The organism is Streptomyces macrosporus, assembly GCF_039533145.1.
In the GTDB taxonomy this organism is placed as follows: domain Bacteria; phylum Actinomycetota; class Actinomycetes; order Streptomycetales; family Streptomycetaceae; genus Streptomyces; species Streptomyces macrosporus.
Map to the genome: position 1 here is coordinate 124,721 of NZ_BAAASZ010000005.1, position 15,368 is coordinate 140,088.

At 71.4% G+C, this 15,368-nt stretch carries 15 protein-coding genes and 2 pseudogenes; 8 read left to right on the forward strand and 9 right to left on the reverse strand.

What is annotated here, in order from left to right; all coding sequences use genetic code 11:
- Positions 1-30: 30 nt before the first annotated feature.
- On the reverse strand, positions 31-363 hold the full coding sequence (locus tag ABD335_RS02760) for a hypothetical protein (RefSeq protein ID WP_344320403.1): 333 nt from the start codon (positions 361-363) through the stop codon (positions 31-33).
- Between the two features lie 593 nt (positions 364-956).
- Here ABD335_RS02760 and ABD335_RS02765 point away from each other — a divergent pair.
- Positions 957-1,463: pseudogene (locus ABD335_RS02765) on the forward strand (SMI1/KNR4 family protein); the annotation flags it as partial.
- Here the strand turns inward: ABD335_RS02765 and ABD335_RS02770 are convergent.
- The 3 genes and pseudogenes from ABD335_RS02770 to ABD335_RS02780 form a co-directional block, all read right to left on the reverse strand.
- A pseudogene (locus ABD335_RS02770) lies at positions 1,381-1,983 on the reverse strand (fumarylacetoacetate hydrolase family protein); the annotation flags it as partial. The pseudogenes ABD335_RS02765 and ABD335_RS02770 sit on opposite strands and share 83 nt — an antisense overlap.
- A 227-nt stretch (positions 1,984-2,210) precedes the next feature.
- Positions 2,211-2,540: a branched-chain amino acid transporter permease gene (locus ABD335_RS02775; protein WP_344320404.1), complete on the reverse strand. Its 330-nt coding sequence runs from the start codon at positions 2,538-2,540 to the stop codon at positions 2,211-2,213.
- On the reverse strand, positions 2,533-3,288 hold the full coding sequence (locus tag ABD335_RS02780) for an AzlC family ABC transporter permease (RefSeq protein WP_344320405.1): 756 nt from the start codon (positions 3,286-3,288) through the stop codon (positions 2,533-2,535). The genes ABD335_RS02775 and ABD335_RS02780 overlap by 8 nt, the downstream gene beginning before the upstream one ends.
- A 62-nt stretch (positions 3,289-3,350) precedes the next feature.
- On the opposite strand from ABD335_RS02780, the gene ABD335_RS02785 reads away from it, so the two are divergent.
- On the forward strand, positions 3,351-3,809 hold the full coding sequence (locus tag ABD335_RS02785; RefSeq protein ID WP_344320406.1) for an Lrp/AsnC family transcriptional regulator: 459 nt from the start codon (positions 3,351-3,353) through the stop codon (positions 3,807-3,809).
- 158 nt (positions 3,810-3,967) lie between these two features.
- Here ABD335_RS02785 and ABD335_RS02790 read toward each other — a convergent pair whose 3' ends face one another.
- Positions 3,968-5,077 (reverse strand): helix-turn-helix transcriptional regulator, encoded by a 1,110-nt coding sequence (locus ABD335_RS02790; RefSeq protein ID WP_344320407.1) that lies wholly within the window; start codon positions 5,075-5,077, stop codon positions 3,968-3,970.
- Between the two features lie 162 nt (positions 5,078-5,239).
- On the opposite strand from ABD335_RS02790, the gene ABD335_RS02795 reads away from it, so the two are divergent.
- The 4 genes from ABD335_RS02795 to gap all read left to right on the forward strand — a co-directional run bounded on the left by ABD335_RS02795 (position 5,240) and on the right by gap (position 9,020).
- Positions 5,240-5,608 (forward strand): hypothetical protein, encoded by a 369-nt coding sequence (locus ABD335_RS02795; RefSeq protein ID WP_344320408.1) that lies wholly within the window; start codon positions 5,240-5,242, stop codon positions 5,606-5,608.
- A 215-nt stretch (positions 5,609-5,823) separates the two neighbouring features.
- Positions 5,824-6,303, forward strand: coding sequence for a hypothetical protein (locus tag ABD335_RS02800; protein WP_344320409.1), 480 nt, complete (start codon positions 5,824-5,826; stop codon positions 6,301-6,303).
- Between the two features lie 658 nt (positions 6,304-6,961).
- Positions 6,962-7,918: a GlxA family transcriptional regulator gene (locus tag ABD335_RS02805; protein WP_344320410.1), complete on the forward strand. Its 957-nt coding sequence runs from the start codon at positions 6,962-6,964 to the stop codon at positions 7,916-7,918.
- Positions 7,919-8,021: 103 nt separating this feature from the next.
- Entirely contained in the window at positions 8,022-9,020 is a 999-nt protein-coding gene (gene gap, locus ABD335_RS02810; RefSeq protein WP_344320411.1) for a type I glyceraldehyde-3-phosphate dehydrogenase, read from the forward strand.
- 195 nt (positions 9,021-9,215) lie between these two features.
- Here the strand turns inward: gap and ABD335_RS02815 are convergent, their stop codons facing one another.
- The 3 genes from ABD335_RS02815 to ABD335_RS02825 are packed head-to-tail and all read right to left on the reverse strand — an operon-like array spanning position 9,216 to position 11,689.
- Positions 9,216-9,788, reverse strand: a complete 573-nt coding sequence (locus ABD335_RS02815; RefSeq protein ID WP_344320412.1) for a GNAT family N-acetyltransferase — start codon at positions 9,786-9,788, stop codon at positions 9,216-9,218.
- A 12-nt stretch (positions 9,789-9,800) separates the two neighbouring features.
- On the reverse strand, positions 9,801-10,604 hold the full coding sequence (locus ABD335_RS02820) for an ABC transporter ATP-binding protein (protein ID WP_344320413.1): 804 nt from the start codon (positions 10,602-10,604) through the stop codon (positions 9,801-9,803).
- Positions 10,601-11,689 (reverse strand): ABC transporter permease, encoded by a 1,089-nt coding sequence (locus tag ABD335_RS02825; protein WP_344320435.1) that lies wholly within the window; start codon positions 11,687-11,689, stop codon positions 10,601-10,603. The genes ABD335_RS02820 and ABD335_RS02825 overlap by 4 nt, the downstream gene beginning before the upstream one ends.
- A gap of 169 nt (positions 11,690-11,858) precedes the next feature.
- On the opposite strand from ABD335_RS02825, the gene ABD335_RS02830 reads away from it, so the two are divergent.
- Both ABD335_RS02830 and ABD335_RS02835 read left to right on the forward strand, forming a co-directional pair.
- Entirely contained in the window at positions 11,859-13,079 is a 1,221-nt protein-coding gene (locus ABD335_RS02830) for a sensor histidine kinase (protein ID WP_344320414.1), read from the forward strand.
- Complete coding sequence (locus ABD335_RS02835) at positions 13,076-13,711, forward strand: response regulator (protein ID WP_344320415.1); 636 nt, start codon at positions 13,076-13,078, stop codon at positions 13,709-13,711. Before ABD335_RS02830 ends, ABD335_RS02835 begins: the two co-directional genes overlap by 4 nt.
- 266 nt (positions 13,712-13,977) lie before the next feature.
- On the opposite strand, the gene ABD335_RS02840 is transcribed toward ABD335_RS02835, so the two are convergent.
- Positions 13,978-15,318 (reverse strand): MFS transporter, encoded by a 1,341-nt coding sequence (locus ABD335_RS02840; protein ID WP_344320416.1) that lies wholly within the window; start codon positions 15,316-15,318, stop codon positions 13,978-13,980.
- Positions 15,319-15,368 lie beyond the last annotated feature (50 nt).

The following is a 15,368-nucleotide window of genomic DNA, read 5'->3' on the forward strand; positions in this document are numbered from 1 at the left end:
CCGAATCCGCGCCGCCCGACACCGATCGACTCAGACGCACAGACGCGTGAATCCGACGGCCGGATTGGCGGACTGGTGGAAGTACTGTTTCCCCTGTGGGTCGGCGATTCTCGCACCGAACAACACACAGTTCTTTCCACCGTCCTCCCACGCCTGCTGACGGGACGGACCGATCGCGTAGAAGCCCGGGCCGGACACGGAATTGAGCGGGGTGGTCTCCATGTCCGCGCCGACGGTGGCGACGTGCATGTCCGTCGCCGTGCCGATCCATCGCGACTTGACCGCGAACCCGCAGAACGAGCGCGTGAGCGGGTTGTACTCGATGTGCACGGTCCCCGCGGGCAGGGCGTCGTCGAAGCGCACCACCTGCTCCGAACGGACCACCACGTACCCGGGTCCGCACAGGTCGGCGGCCGTGCTCGGCCCCATGGGCGCCGCGGACGCCGGCGCGGCCGCGGCACCGGCCGTGAGAACACCGAGAGCGACGAAACCCCACAGTCGTCGAATATTCATCTTCCCCCCTGACGAGTTGTCGAATCGGGGCTTTCCGCCCCGCTCGAGGACCTTACCGGAAACCGCTCCGCGCCATCAGCGAACAGGTAATGGGCTGCGTCACATTTCCATTCCGCGAAAAAATTCGAGCGATTGTCCTCCCTGAATTTCAATGGCCTCTCTCGCCATAGTTCGGCTTTCCGGTATGTGTGCGCACGGAAACCTTGGAGGGTGGGCGCTCATCGGCCGATCGGTCGAACGCTCCCGACTCGTCGTTCCATCGAGGTACCGACGGACCCTGCGTCCGTGATGTCTTGTCTTGTCGGTCCGTGTACGGGAGCGGTGCCGGCCGGGGAGGCGCGTCGGTTGCCGCCGGGCTCCACGGCCCCGCACCCGCGAGGGAACCCTCGTTGATCGCAGCCAGTGGCGGGACGCTGTCGGTGGCGGGTGACAGCACCGGGCGCATGACGGACACCACGGCATTCGACTGGCGGTCCTTCCTGCTCAGGTGGAGCGGGGAGTGGGCGGATTCCCTGTCGGACAGCGAGACGCGGAGCGAGGACGACGAGGCCGCGCGGCGGGCACGGTGGTTGGGGTTCCCGCCCGCGTCCGAGGAACGGATCGCGGCCATGGAGGAGCGCCTCGGTCGGCGGATGCCCCCGTCGTACCGGGAGTTCCTCAAGGTCAGCGACGAGTGGCGGCACGCGGGCGGGTTCGTGTGGCCGCCGGCGGGAACCGAGGGCGCGCGCCGGCACGAGAACGAGTCGGGGCTCACGGACATGTTCGAGGAGTATCTGGACGAGGAGGCCGGGCCCGAGGAGCGGCGGGAGGTGGACCTTTGGCGGCGTGGGCTGCAGCTCGACGTGGAGTCCGACATCACCCACGTCCTCATGGACCCCGAGGACGTGGGCGAGGACGGCGAGTGGGCCGTGTACACGTGGGCGGGCCGGCGGGCCGGCGGGCCGCGCCGCCCGAACGGTACGCGAGTTTCCTGAGCGGCGGCGGGGTCCGCTCGCCGCGCAGGCCCCACAGTTCGGCGAGGCAGCCGCCGTTGCCGCAGGTGCCGGAGCCCAGCGCGTCACCGGGCACCACGCGCGTACCACGGGAGGCGTACGCGACCATCTCCTCGAACGTCCAGCTCATGTGGGACAGCAGGTCCCTGCCGACGACCTCGCCGACGACCTCGGCGGTGAGCGCCGGCCGCAGGAACCCGTCGGCGTCCCGGTACGGCTCCAACTCGTCGGCGGTGACCAGGTACGGGCCCGGCGTGGTGGCGGTGTCCTGGCCCTTGCACGGGCCCAGGTCGACCCGCATCTCGGCCGACTGCAGGTCGCGCGCGGACCAGTCGTTGAAGACGGTGCAGCCGACGATGTGGTCGCGGGCCTGCTCGGGGTCGAGGTCGCGGCCCTCACGGCCGATGACCGCGGCGACCTCCAACTCGAAGTCCGGGACCGCGGAACCGGGCGGCATCGGAACGTCGTCGTCCGGTCCCGCCGGACGGCAGTGCCGCATCCCGGCCGGCCTCGTCCATGCGATGGATGCTTGGGATCAGCGCAACGAATCAGACATGCGTGGTGTGATCGGCGCCGGCGCCCTGTTCGTCGAGGGACTCGAAGGAGCTGCCGGTGTTCCACGGGCGCTCGCCCTCCGGTCCGACGGGACCGGTGCGACGGGCGGCGTGCGACGGGTGGGGGTATGGCGCGCCGCGTGGGTGCCCGTCAGCGAGCGAAGACGGTGCCGACCAGGACCATGTGCACGGCGGTGCCGGCGAGGATGCTCAACAGGGCGTTGCGGCGCCACAGATGCACACCGATGGTGACGGCCAGGGCGGCCGACGGGGCGAGCGCGCGCGGCTGGACGAGTGGAAGGTCGCGCAGGCAGTAGACGACCAGGATCACCATGACGCCGGCGGGCATGCGGGTGCCGAGATACCGGACGGTGGCGCTGGCACGCAGCGGGGCGAGGGCGGCGAAGGGCAGGGCGCGCAGGGCCCAGGTGACGGCGGCGGTGACCAGGATCGCGGCGATGGCGTAGCGGGTGTCAGGCATGGGCGGGCTTCCTCCTCGTGGTCCTCCTGGCGAGGTGGCGGGCCAGGAGTCCGGCGGTGAACAGGGCGAAGGCGGCCAGGAGCATCTGGTGGGGGAAGAGGAAGCGGGCGACCAGGGCGCAGACGAGGGCGAGAACGGGGGTGGGCAGGTCGCCGCGCAGATCGCGGACGGCGTCGAGGGCGAGGACGGTGAACAGGGCGATCAGGGCGAAGTCCAGGCCGGTGACGCTGTCCGGGATGAACGAGCCCAGCAGGGCTCCGGCGGTCGCGCTGCCGGCCCAGTACAGGTGGATGAAGAACTGCAGCCACAGGATGCGCCGGCTGGACCAGGTGCGTGCCTGTGCGGCGGCGGTCAGGGCGTACGCCTCGTCGGTGAGCGCGAAGGTGCTGTACGTCTTGGCGAGGCGGCCCTCCACTCGGTGCAGAGGGAAGGACAAGGTGTAAAAGACGTGCCGGGCCTGCACCAGGAAGGCGGCCACCGCGACGGAGACCAGTGGATCGGCGGCGGCGACCATGCCGATGAGCAGGAACTCGAAAGAGCCGCCGAAGATCAGTGCGGCGGACATTCCTGCCCACCACCAGTCGAGCCCCGACTGGATGACCAGCGCCCCGAACGCGAGACCGAGCGGGAGCAGGCCCAGGCCCACGGACGCGCAGTCCCGGAAAGCGGCTCGTGCCTCGGACCGCTTACGAGGCGGCGGCGCGGACGCGGGATCGGCCAGGTCCGCAACGGCAGGATTTATTCGCATGCCAAAATTTTAGTAAGCAGCACGCCTCATATGGTTGCGAATGCTGGTCATATGATCTCCTTGTGAGCAATGAATACAGCCTGGATTCGATCGACCGGGAAATTTTGTTCCATCTGATGCAGGACGGTCGGTTGTCCAACGTCGAACTCGCCAAGCGAGTGGGTCTGACCCCGCCGCCGTGTCTGCGGCGGGTCAAGCGGCTGGAAGAGGCCGGCGTCATCACCGGCTACCGGGCCGTCGTCAACCCCGAGGTCCTGGGCCGCGGTCTGGAGGTCCAGATCGACGTCGAGATCTACGCCCAGGACCGCACGACCGTCGAGGAGTTCGAGAACACCGTGGCCTCCTACGAAGAGGTCGTCGAGTTCCGGCGGATGTACGGCCGCCCCGACTACTTCCTCCGCGTCGCCGTCGCCGACCACGCCGCCTACGAAGCCTTCCTGATCGGAAAGCTCAGCGGTCTGCCCGCCATTCTGCGCCTCGAATCCCACCTCACCATGAAGAAGCTCAAGGCGGACGGTTGAGTCCCGGGACGAGACGGGCGCCGGCCGTGTTCCGTCCCGGCCACCACACCGTGCGTCACGTTCGCCGCGCCCACCCCGCCGGGCCCACCGAGGCGGCGATCCGGTCTCGAAGGACACAGGAGAAAGCGCGCCCCGAGGGAACGGCGACCTCCCGGCCCTCAGCCGACCGGATGCTGCTCGGACTCGGCCGGTGCGGGGTATCCCCGACGCGGAGCGGCGTCGCTCCCGGTGCCGAGGCTCCCGGCATCGAGGTGGCGGACGAGGCCCGTCCCCTCCCGTGGGGGAAGGCTGCTTCCGCGGGGGACCACGGCCCTGAGCGTCACCGCGCCGGGCCGCAGCGCGTTGCCGGGCGGGCCGGTCCACGAGCCGCCCGGTGCACCGCTTCGGGAGTCGCGGTGTCGGGATGCCGCCGCTGTCGACGTGGGGTGCGGGATGCGGGCTTCGGCCCCGCCCGTGCGCGTGCCGGGGCCGGGCAGGAGGCCCATCTCCTGGGCGCGGAGCACTGTTTCGAGACGGTCGGCCGTGCCGAGCTTCCGGTAGAGGTTCTGCAGGTGCTTGTGGACCGTGCGAACCGAGATGCCGAGGCGGCGGGCCATGCTGGTGGCCGACAGGCCCTCGGCGAGCGTGAGCAGCACGGTGAGCTCACGCGGGGTCACGTCGTGGCCCGCCGCACGCGCGACGGGGGCGGGGACGTCCGGAGGGCCCGGCGCTTCCCGGAGAGAGGTCAGCAGGCCGCGCTGGGACGCGGCGGCCGCGAGGAGCGGCTGGACCCGGCCGGCGTACCGGCGTTCCTGAGCGCGGAAGTCCGGGCCGTCCCGATGGACGATGAACCCCCGGACGGGGGAGGAGCCGGGGCGGGGCGCCGGCAGCGGTAGGCCCAGTGCGTGGCGGGTGCCGAAGAGCCGGCGGTTCACGTCGGCCGCCTCGCTGTGCAGCCAGGCGGCCCCGCCTGCGAGTTCCGCCGCCGTACGGGGAGAGCGGTCCGCCGGAGTGCCGACGTAGTGGCCCGCGAACGGGTATCCCGCCCGGATGTGCCGCAGGGGCAGGTCGTCGACGGGCTCGGCCTGACGTTCCGTGCCGCGCCAGATGGCGACGGCGCCGCTGGACGGGGTCCAGTCGACGTCTTTCGCGACGACGACGCTCGCGTTCAACGCACGCATGAGTTCCCGGACGACCAGCTGCCACACCTCGTCGGGATCGGTGGCCTCCAACACCCCCACGGCCAGGTCCAGCATCCGGTCGTAGTCGCTCGGCCGTGGGCGGGTCACTGCCCTCTCCGCTGTCCATACGCAGTTCTGCTCATGTCGACACCCCGTGTGGGCATGAAATCGTGGGCGTGGCCGCCGACCTCATGCGATCGCCGGGCGGCCGGTTCGTACAGCACCTGCCGAAACCACCGTCATGAACCGTTTCGAGCAACGAGGACGAACATGCGACGCTTTCCTTCCGCCATCCGATCCCTCGCCGGCGCGGCCGTACTGGTGACCGCCGCACTGGCAGGCACCGCTCCGGCTCAGGCTACCGAGACGGGCGCCCTCGGCGGCGCCAATTTCTTCGAGCACATGAACTACGGAGGCGCGAGCCTGCCGATGTCCGGCTCCGGCGGGACCTGCATCAACCTGCCGGCCGACTGGCACAACCGCATCTCCTCGATCAGCAACGTGTGGCAGCGCGTGCACCTGTACTCCCTGCCCAACTGCTGGCAGGAATCGGGATATCCCGACCAGCTCTACACGGCCGGCACCACCTATGTGGGGGACGCGATGAACGACCGGGCGAAGTCCGTCCGTATCTGGTGACCCTCCCGCGGGCCGCCGCGCGATGCGACGGCCGCCGGAGTGCGGCCGGAACATCCGGCCGAGCGGGCTTCCCGGGACGGTCGGGTCCGCCGTGCCGAACCCGGTCCGCCACGCCCTTCAGAACCGCTTCGACATGTGGAACCACGTACACGGGCCTGCGCACGCCAACTCGCGGAGTTGACTGCCGGCCCTCTGACCAGGGGGAATGCGAAGAAATGATACGGAGAATCATCAGCGGGGGAACAGCGGCGCTGATGCTCGCGGCGGGACTGCTGCTCGCCGGCCCGGCGTCGACGGCCCACGCCACCGCGGCGGAGTGCTCCAACGGGGCCAACGGCTTCACCGACATCTCCGACAGCCTTCGGGGAACACCGGTGAACGGCACCGCGGTGACCAACAGCAACGGCAACGCCGCGTCCTTCGGCCAGCACGTCGGGACCGTCTCGGGCCGTCAGATGGGGTGGGGCTTCCTGGAGGCGCGCAACCTGCCGTCGAGCGTCCGGGTCGACCTGTGGATGGACGTCACCAACGACGGCGGCAACACCTGGATACAGTGCGGCCCCTTCAGCATGTGGGGAAGCGGCACCATCACCACGGCCGCCTATCCGACGAGTTCCTCGTCGCTGCGGAAGTTCCGCGTCTGCGCGTCCATCACGGGGCCGGGAGGCGGACCCCAGTGCCTCAACTGGTGGTAGTGACCACCGGAACCTTCCGTGCCGTGGGCCCGGTCCGTCGTGACACGGGGACGGCGAGGCGCTCCGCACGCGTCTGACACCCGTTCCCCGGGGAGCCGTGCGGGTCCCGTCGAACGCGGTCCGCCTCGCGGAACGCGGAAGGAGACAGCCGGCGGAGTGCCGCCTGCCCGCCCCGGCGGGTGGGCGGCACTCCGCCCGCCTCGGCCGCGAAGAGCCGCGAAGAACACATCCGCCGGGGAGCCCACGCGGGAATCCCGCGACGCGTGCGGACGTCGCATCCGAACCGCGACATCCCATGGCGCGTGAACCGGCGCGCCCGCGCAATCCCCTGCGCGGAAACTTCCTCGGCCATGCTCCACCGCGGGGCAAGGGGAGCAGCGGGCCGCTCGCCCCGTCGATCAGCCGCCCACCGCACCACGGCGAGCAGTCGTCCTCGTCCTCGTCCATGTCGGGCCACCGCTGCAACAGCGCCGCCACACACGCCGCTGTCCGCTCGGTCGGAGGGTGGTCGGAGGGTGGTCCACGCCGGTGTCGATGTCGATGTATCGGCGGTAGAGCTCGCCGAGGAGCCGGCCGGCACCCCTGGGCACCACGGTGCCCAGCGCCGTGAGCGGGGAGGAGGAACGGGTCCGCTCCGCACTCCTCGTACCCTGTTCCCGTGTCGTCCTCCCGTCTGCGTCGCGTCGCCGTCCTCGTGCTCGAGGGCGCGAAGCCGCTCGACGTGGGTATCCCCGCGCAGGTGTTCACGACCCGGGCGAGCATGCCGTACGAGGTGCGGGTGTGCGGTGCGACACCCGGCCTGGTGACCGGTGGCGACGGCCTGTCGTACCACGTCGCCCACGACCTGGACACGCTCGCGTGGGCCGACATCGTCTTCATCCCAGGCCACCGGTTCCCGGACCGCGACGACCCGCCGCAGGCCGTCGTCGACGCCCTGCTCGCCGCCCACGGCCGGGGCACGCGGCTCGCCGCCATCTCGACGGGTGCCTTCACGCTCGCCGCCACGGGCCTGCTCGACGGCAAGCGGGCCACGACGCACTGGCACTACACGCGGGCGCTCGCGGCGAAGCATCCGCTCGTCCGGGTCGACGAGAACGTCCTGTTCGTCGACGGGGGCAGCGTGCTGACGTCGGCCGGCGCCGCGTCGGGCATCGACCTGTGCCTGCACATTCTGCGCGGCGATCTCGGGGTGGCCGCGTCGAACCACGCGGCCCGGCGCCTGGTCGCGGCTCCCTACCGCAGCGGCGGTCAGGCGCAGTACGTGCCGCGCAGCGTGCCCGAGCCGCTCGGCGAGCGGTTCGCCGCCACCCGCGAGTGGGCGCTGCACCGGCTCGGGGAGCCGCTCACCCTCGAGGCGCTCGCCCGACACGCGGCGGTGTCACCGCGCACGTTCTCGCGGCGTTTCGTCGAGGACACGGGGTACACACCGATGCAGTGGGTCATGCGTGCCCGCATCGACATGGCCCGTGAGCTGCTGGAGCGTTCGGAGCGGAGCGTCGAGCAGATCGCCGCCGACGTCGGTCTCGGAACCGGCGCGAATCTCCGGCTGCACTTCCAGCGCATCCTTGGCACCACCCCGAGCGAGTACCGGCGCACCTTCGCCCGGGGAAGGTAGCCCACCACCACGTGGCGCGATCCTTTTGAACCGTGGCGATCACGCCGCTGCCACGGGCGGACGCCGCACGCGAGTCTGGTGGCGAACCAAAGGGAGGTCACTCATGACTCGCATCGCCATCAACGGATTCGGCCGCATCGGACGCAACGTGCTGCGCGCACTGCTCGAACGCGGCAGCGACCTCGAAGTCGTCGCCGTCAACGACCTCACGGAGCCCGCCACCCTCGCGCGGCTGCTCGCTTACGACACGACGGCCGGCCGGCTCGGCCGCCCGGTGACCGTTGACGGGGACGTCCTCGTCGTCGACGGCCGTCGCATCACGGTGCTCGCCGAGCGCGAACCGGCGCGGCTGCCGTGGGCCGGGCTCGGTGTGGACATCGTGCTCGAGGCGACCGGCCGCTTCACGTCGGCCAAGGCCGCCCGCGCGCACCTCGACGCGGGCGCGAGGAAGGTGCTCGTCAGCGCGCCGTCGGACGGCGCCGACGTCACGCTCGCGTTCGGGGTCAACACCTCCGCGTACGACCCGGCCCTGCACACGATCGTCTCGAACGCCTCGTGCACGACCAACGCGCTCGCGCCGCTGGCCGCAGTGCTGGACGAACTCGCCGGCATCGAGCACGGCTTCATGACGACGGTGCACGCCTACACGCAGGAGCAGAACCTGCAGGACGGTCCGCACCGCGACGCCCGCCGCGCCCGCGCCGCCGCAGTCAACATCGTGCCGACCACGACGGGCGCCGCCAAGGCGATCGGCCTCGTGCTGCCGAACCTCGACGGCAAGCTGTCGGGCGACTCGATCCGTGTGCCGGTTCCGGTGGGCTCGATCGTCGAACTCAACACGACCGTCGCACGCGACGTGACGCGCGACGACGTGCTGGCGGCGTACCGCGCCGCGGCGGAGGGGCCGCTCGCCGGCATCCTCGAGTACTCGGACGACCCGCTCGTGTCGTCCGACATCACGGGCAATCCGGCCTCGTCGATCTTCGACTCGGCCCTCACCCGGGTCGACGGCCGTCACGTCAAGGTGGTCGCCTGGTACGACAACGAGTGGGGTTTCTCGAACCGCGTGATCGACACGCTCGAACTCCTCGCCACGCGCTGATCGGATGCCTGGGCGGCCTCCGCGGTCTGCTCCCGGCGTGGAGCGAGGGTGGGCGAGACCGTGGGCACGGTGCGGGCGGTTGCGGGGCTCCACCTGTTCGGACAGGGCCTCCGGGGGCACCGCGCGCGCCGGGCCGGACCACCCTGCTTGGCCGCCCAGGCCCGGACGCGCCGGCCGGGGCCCGGGGCCGATCCGTCAGCGCAGGTCGAGTCGCATCAGGATCCGTGGGTGACCGGCCAGTACCGAGGTGGTGTCGGCGACGTGGGTGAACCCGGCGCGCTCGAAGTTCTTCCGGATCCCGGCGTACGCCATCGTCATGTCGACCCTGGCGTCACCGTTGTCGAGGGGGTACGCCTCGATCACCGGCGCGCCGTGGGCGCGGGCGAACTCGACCGCGCCGGCGATGAGGGTGTGGGAGATCCCCTTCCCGCGGTGGCCGGGGCGTACGCGGACGCACCACAGCGACCAGACCGGCAGGTCGTCGACGTGGGGGATCTTGCGGCTGCGCGCGAAGGAGGTGTCCGAACGCGGTGCCACGGCGGCCCAGCCGACCGGCTCGTCGCCGTCGTAGGCGAGCACTCCCGGAGGGGGTTGCCTGCGGCACAGCTCGGCGACGTGCTCACCCCGGGTCGGCCCGCGAAGCTCGTTGTTGAGTTTGGACGGGATCCGGTGGCTCAGGCACCAGCAGACATTGGCTCCGGGCGACTTCGGACCGAGCAGGGTACGGACGTCCTCGAAGGCCGAAGCCGGGCGAACTTCGATGGTCATGACACCACGATGTCACTGTGTGGGGTTCGACGGGGCATCGCGATCCTCGGTTCGAGGCGCCACTGGTGGGCCGGTGCGCAGGTCGCCGGGGCCGCCACCGCAGACGGTGACCGTCTGGTCGTGGAGGGCGGGCTGTCGAGCTGTCGCGGGGAGGCGGAGCCGCCCGTCGTGGACTTCGGCGATCCGGTCGGCCGCGGCGAGGTGGGTGCGGTCGTGAGTGACCAGGACGGTCGCGGTGGCCTGCTGGTGGGTGAGGTGGGTGATCAGGTCGATGACGGCGGCGCCGCGTTCGTGATCGAGGGCGCTGGTGGGTTCGTCGACCAGGAGCACGGTGGGGTCGTTCATCAGGGCGCGGGCGATGTTGACCCGCTGGCGCTGGCCCCCGGAGAGCTGGTGGGGGCGCCGGCCGGCCTGGTCGGCCAGGCCGACGGCGTCGAGCAGTTCCATGGCTCGGTTCCGAGCGGTGCGCGGCTTGCGACCGTCGATCCCCGCCATGACCTGGAGTTGTTCGGCGGCGGTGAGGGAGGGCAGCAGGTTGGGCTGCTGGAAGACGATGCCGATCCTGTGGCGGCGCAGGTCGGTGAGTTCACCGCGGGTCATGCCGGTGGTGGGCGTGCCGTCGATGGTGACGGTGCCGGCGTCGGGGGTGACGAGGGTGGCGGCGACCGCGAGGAGGCTGGACTTGCCGGAGCCGGAGGGGCCGACGACGGCGGTCAGGCTGCCCTTGGGCACCCGAAGGGTGACGCGGTCGAGGGCGGTCAGGCGGGAGTCGCCGTCGGGGTAGGTGAGGGTGATGTCGGTCAGGTGCAGGCTCATCGGGCGCTCCCCAGGGCGGTCAGCGGATCGACGGAGGTGATGCGGCGGATGGACAGGGCGGCCCCGAGCGCACCGAGCACGATCGTCACGGCGGCCGGGAAGAGGACGGTCGCGGGGGTGAGGAGGAACGGCACGGCCGAGCGGGCGACGAGGGCTCCGAGACCGGCGGCGATGCCGGTGCCGAGCAGGGTGCCGCCGGCCAGCAGGACGACGGCCTGGCCGAGCGCGTCCTTGAGCAGGTCGGCGGTGGAGGCGCCCAGTGCCTTGAGGATGGCGACGTCGCCGCTGCGGTGGATGGTCCACACGGTGAAGAAGGCGCCGACGACCAGGGCGGAGATCGCGAACAGGAAGCCGCGCATCAGCTGTAGGGAGCCGTTTTCGGAGGTGTAGGAGCCGATCGCGGACAGCGAGTCGTCCTTGGAGACCGTCTTGGTGCCCGCCGCCCGGTCGGCGGCCTCGATGTCGGCGCCGGAGGTGGTGTTCAGGGCGATGACGGTGGCGGTCGGCCCGCCGGTGGGGCCCGCGGGGGGTGCGGTCTTCTGCCAGAAGTCGAGGCTGATCCAGACGACCGGGGTGTGGCTGAAGGAGACGTCACCGCTCACGGCGGCGACGGTCATCTTCCGTCCGGCGAGGGTGAAGCCGTCGCCCGCCCCCACACCGAGGTCGTCGGCGGCGGTGGTGGACAGGACCGCCGCGCGGTTGTCGATCTTGCCGCTGTCGGGGGCGATCGTGGAGCCGGGCCGGACGCCGAAGGCGGACACGGCGGCGCTCTCGCTCCCGGCGGTGGCCCTCGTGGTGGTGATGCCCAGCGGCTCGGCGCTGCTCACGCCGGGCGCCTCGGCCCACTGCCGCCACTGTCTCTCCTCGACGGTGGAGTCGGAGTACGACAGGTCCTCTCCCTCGCCGGGCGCGTTGAAAGCGATCTTGTCCGCGGGCAGGGACGTGATCGCGGAGACGTTCTGTCGGCCCAGACCGGCGGTCAGCCCGGACAGCAGCCCGACCAGCAGGGTGATCAGCACGATGACGGTGCCCATCAGGGCGAAGCGCCCCTTGGCGAACCTCAGGTCTCTCCAGGCGACGAACACGGCTCCGGCCTGCCCTTTCATGGGTGGAAGCGGTACGTCTCCACCGTCGCCGCCGGCCCCGGCACAGGCATCCGACGCAGGACGACAATCGACGCATCGAAAGGCGGCACGCGGATTCCACCTTTTGATGGAGGCTGCGCCGGGGGCTTCTCCTTAGGCTGGAAGGACTGTGAACACCACCGCCCCCACCACGACCCCCACCACCCGGGTCCTGGCCTGGTGCCTGCACCTGCTGGTCGTCGGCCTGCTCGTCCTGGCCGCCGGCCGGGCCGTGGCCGACCACCGCGCGCACGCCGGATGGGTCGTCGCCGCGGCCGTGGCGTGCGGTCTGGTGTACGCGGCCGGCCCGGTGCTGCCTGGCGTGAGCCGCTCGCGGCGGGCCGCCGCGCTGTGGCTGACCGCCGTGGAGGCCGTTTGGCTGGTGCTGCTGGCCCTGTCCGCCGACGGTGTGTGGGTGGCGTTCCCGCTGTACTTCCTCCAACTCCACCTGCTGCCCCGCCGCGCCGGACTGGCCGCCGTGGCGGCCACCGCGGCGGCGGCCATCGCAGGCTTCGCCGCGCACCAGGGCGCCTTCAGCGCGGCGATGGCGATCGGACCGGCCCTCGGCGCCGCCGTGGCGGTCGCGGTGGTGTGGGGCTACCAGGCCCTGTACCGGGAGAGCGAACGGCGCCGGCGCCTGATCGAGGAACTCACCGCCACCCGCGCCGACCTGGCCACGGCGCAGCACACCGCCGGTGTGCTGGCCGAACGCGAACGCCTGGCCCGCGAGATCCACGACACCCTGGCCCAGGGGCTCTCCAGCATCCAACTACTGTTGCGCGCCGCCGAACGCGCCCTGCCGGACACACCGCAGAACGCCGCCCGCTATGTCGACCAGGCCCGCCAGGCCGCCGTCGACAACCTCGTCGAGGCCCGCCGTTTCGTCGCCGCCCTCGCCCCGCCCGCCCTGGAGGGCGCCACCCTGGCCGACGCCCTGGCACGACTGTGCGCCACCACCAGCGCCCGCCACCCGCTCACCGCACGCTTCCGCCTCGCCGGCGACCCCGTACCGCTGCCGACCGCGCACGAGGTCGCGCTGCTGCGCATCGCCCAGTCCGCTCTCGCGAACACCGTCCGCCACGCCGAGGCCACCACCGCCGAGGTCACCCTCGGCTACCTCGACGATCACGTTGCCGTGGACATCGTCGACGACGGACGCGGCTTCGACCCCGATCACCTGCCCGTGCCCGACCCGGAGGCAGGCGGATTCGGGCTGGCCGCCATGCGCGCCCGCGTGCAGGCCCTCGGAGGCACCTTCACCGTCGCATCCACCCCCGGCCACGGCACGGCCCTGACCGCCCGCCTGCCCCTCGCCCCGCCCGCCGACCCCGTACCCGAGGCCCACCCGTGACCGCCACCCCCATCCGCCTGCTCCTGGCCGACGACCACCCCATCGTGCGGGCAGGGCTCCGCGCCGTACTGGAGACCGAAGACGGCATCGAAGTGGTGGCCGAGGCCGCCACCGCCGAGGCCGCCGTCGCCCGCGCCGCCGAAGGCGACATCGACGTCGTCCTCATGGATCTCCAGTTCGGCAAGGGCATGAACGGCGCCGAGGCCACCGCCGCCATCACCGCCCGCCCCGGCGCCCCCCGCGTTCTGATCGTCACCACCTACGACACCGACGCCGACACCCTCCCCGCCATCGAAGCCGGCGCCACCGGCTACCTCCTCAAGGACGCCCCACCCGAGGACCTGGCCGCCGCCGTACGCACCGCCGCCGCGGGCCGCACCACACTGGCACCCACCGTCGCGGACCGGCTGATGAACCGGCTGCGCACCCCGGGCACCGCCCTGACCCGACGCGAGACCGAAGTTCTCACCCTGGTCGCCGAGGGCCTGTCCAACCAGGCCATCGGCAACCGGCTCCACCTCACCGAGGGAACCGTCAAGTCCCACCTGGCCCGCGTCTACACCAAACTCGGCGTCGACTCCCGCACCGCCGCCGTCGCCACCGCCACCGACCTCGGTCTCATCCGGCGATAGCGGCCCAGGCGGTTCACCCGCCGCCCACACCGGCGCATCCGCCCGACCGAACCTCACCGAGGACGAGCCCCGAGCCCGGACGACGTCAACGCCCCCGACATCCGTCACGCTCGGCCGCGTGTCGGTCGGTTCGCCGTACCGCCCCGGACCTCTCCACGCCGGGCGGGGGAGGGGGAATCCGTCCGGCCACCGCACCGGGGCCGGCAGTGTCCGGGGAACCGCGCGGGGTGGTGGGTGGCCGGTCGGGAGGGACGGGGAGCAGGGCGCTACGCCGTGTCGCCGGTCCTGCGCGGTGCGGTCTCCCGAGTCGTCAGGACCACCGTCAGGGTGATGAAGGCGCTCGCCATGACGTAGAACGCGGGGGAGGCGACGATCCCCGTCTCGGCCACGAGGAAGGTGACGAGGAAGGGGGCGGTGCCTCCGAAGGCGGAGACCGAGAAGTTGTAGCCGAGGGAGAACCCGCCGTACCGCACCCGGGTGCTGAACAGCTCGTTCATCGCAGCCAGGGTCGGGCCGAGGAAGACCCCCAGGATCAGTCCCAGGCCGCAGTGCGCGACCACCGCGAGCACGGCGTTGTCCGAGTCCATCATGACGAACAGCGGGTACGAGAAGAGCAGGGCCAGGACGCACGCCCCGCTGAGCACGGGCCGCCTGCCGACCGCGTCGGACACTCTGCCCATCAGCGGGATCACCAGGCACACCAGGGTCATGGAGACGACCGACGAGACCGAGGCGAGGGTGGCCGTGTAGCCCAGCGTGCTCTCCTGGTAGCTCGGGATGTACGTGAGGATCACGTACAGCGCGGCATTCTGGAACAGCGCGTATCCGGCGGTGCGGAGGATGGACGGCCAGTGCTTGGTGATCGACTCGCGCAGGGGGCGTTTGGCGACCTTGCCCTCCGCGCGGAGCGCGGCGAACGCGGGGGTCTCCTCCAGTTTGTTCCGGATGTAGAGCCCGATGAGCCCGAGCGGGGCGGTCATCAGGAACGGGATGCGCCAGCCCCAGTCGTGGATCTGCTCCGAGGTCAGGGAGAGGTTCAGCAGCAGCACGACCAGCGAGCCGAGCAGGAAGCCGAGGATGCAGCCCATCTCGACCAGGCTCACCAGGTACCCGCGCCGCTTGGGTGGTGAGTACTCGGCGACGAAGGCGGACGCGCCGCCCATCTCCCCGCCCGCGGAGAACCCCTGGATCAGCCGCAGAACCACCAGGAGCACGGGGGCGAGCAGCCCGATCGAGGCGTACGACGGCAGCATGCCGATGCACAGAGTGGCGATCGAGACCGAGACGATGACCCAGGCCAGGGTCTTCTGCCGGCCGATGCGGTCACCGAGGGTGCCGAAGAAGATGCCGCCCAGCGGCCTTACGGCGAAGGCCACTCCGAACACGGCGAAAGAGCTGAGCAGTTGGGTGGTGGGATCGCCGGCGGGGAAGAACACCTTGCCCAGCACACCGGCCAGGTAGCCGTAGACGGCCACGTCGAACCATTCGACGATGCTGCCGATGGTGGCTCCGGCGGTCGCTCGGCGCAGCGTGGACTTGCTGGGAACCGGTCGCGCCTCAGGGGGGTCCGCTCCTGGAGGAGCGGCGGTCTCGAGGTCAGCGCTCACAGGAACTCCCGGGAGGGACGGGCGGGCATATGCCGCGGTCGACAAGTGCT

Coding starts and splice junctions, on each gene's coding strand:
- ABD335_RS02775 (WP_344320404.1), bottom strand. CDS start 2,540: ATGCCTGACACCCGCTACGCCATCGCCGCGATCCTGGTCACCGCCGCC.
- ABD335_RS02780 (WP_344320405.1), bottom strand. CDS start 3,288: ATGCGAATAAATCCTGCCGTTGCGGACCTGGCCGATCCCGCGTCCGCG.
- ABD335_RS02795 (WP_344320408.1), top strand. CDS start 5,240: ATGCGACGCTTTCCTTCCGCCATCCGATCCCTCGCCGGCGCGGCCGTA.
- ABD335_RS02800 (WP_344320409.1), top strand. CDS start 5,824: ATGATACGGAGAATCATCAGCGGGGGAACAGCGGCGCTGATGCTCGCG.
- gap (WP_344320411.1), top strand. CDS start 8,022: ATGACTCGCATCGCCATCAACGGATTCGGCCGCATCGGACGCAACGTG.
- ABD335_RS02815 (WP_344320412.1), bottom strand. CDS start 9,788: ATGACCATCGAAGTTCGCCCGGCTTCGGCCTTCGAGGACGTCCGTACC.
- ABD335_RS02820 (WP_344320413.1), bottom strand. CDS start 10,604: ATGAGCCTGCACCTGACCGACATCACCCTCACCTACCCCGACGGCGAC.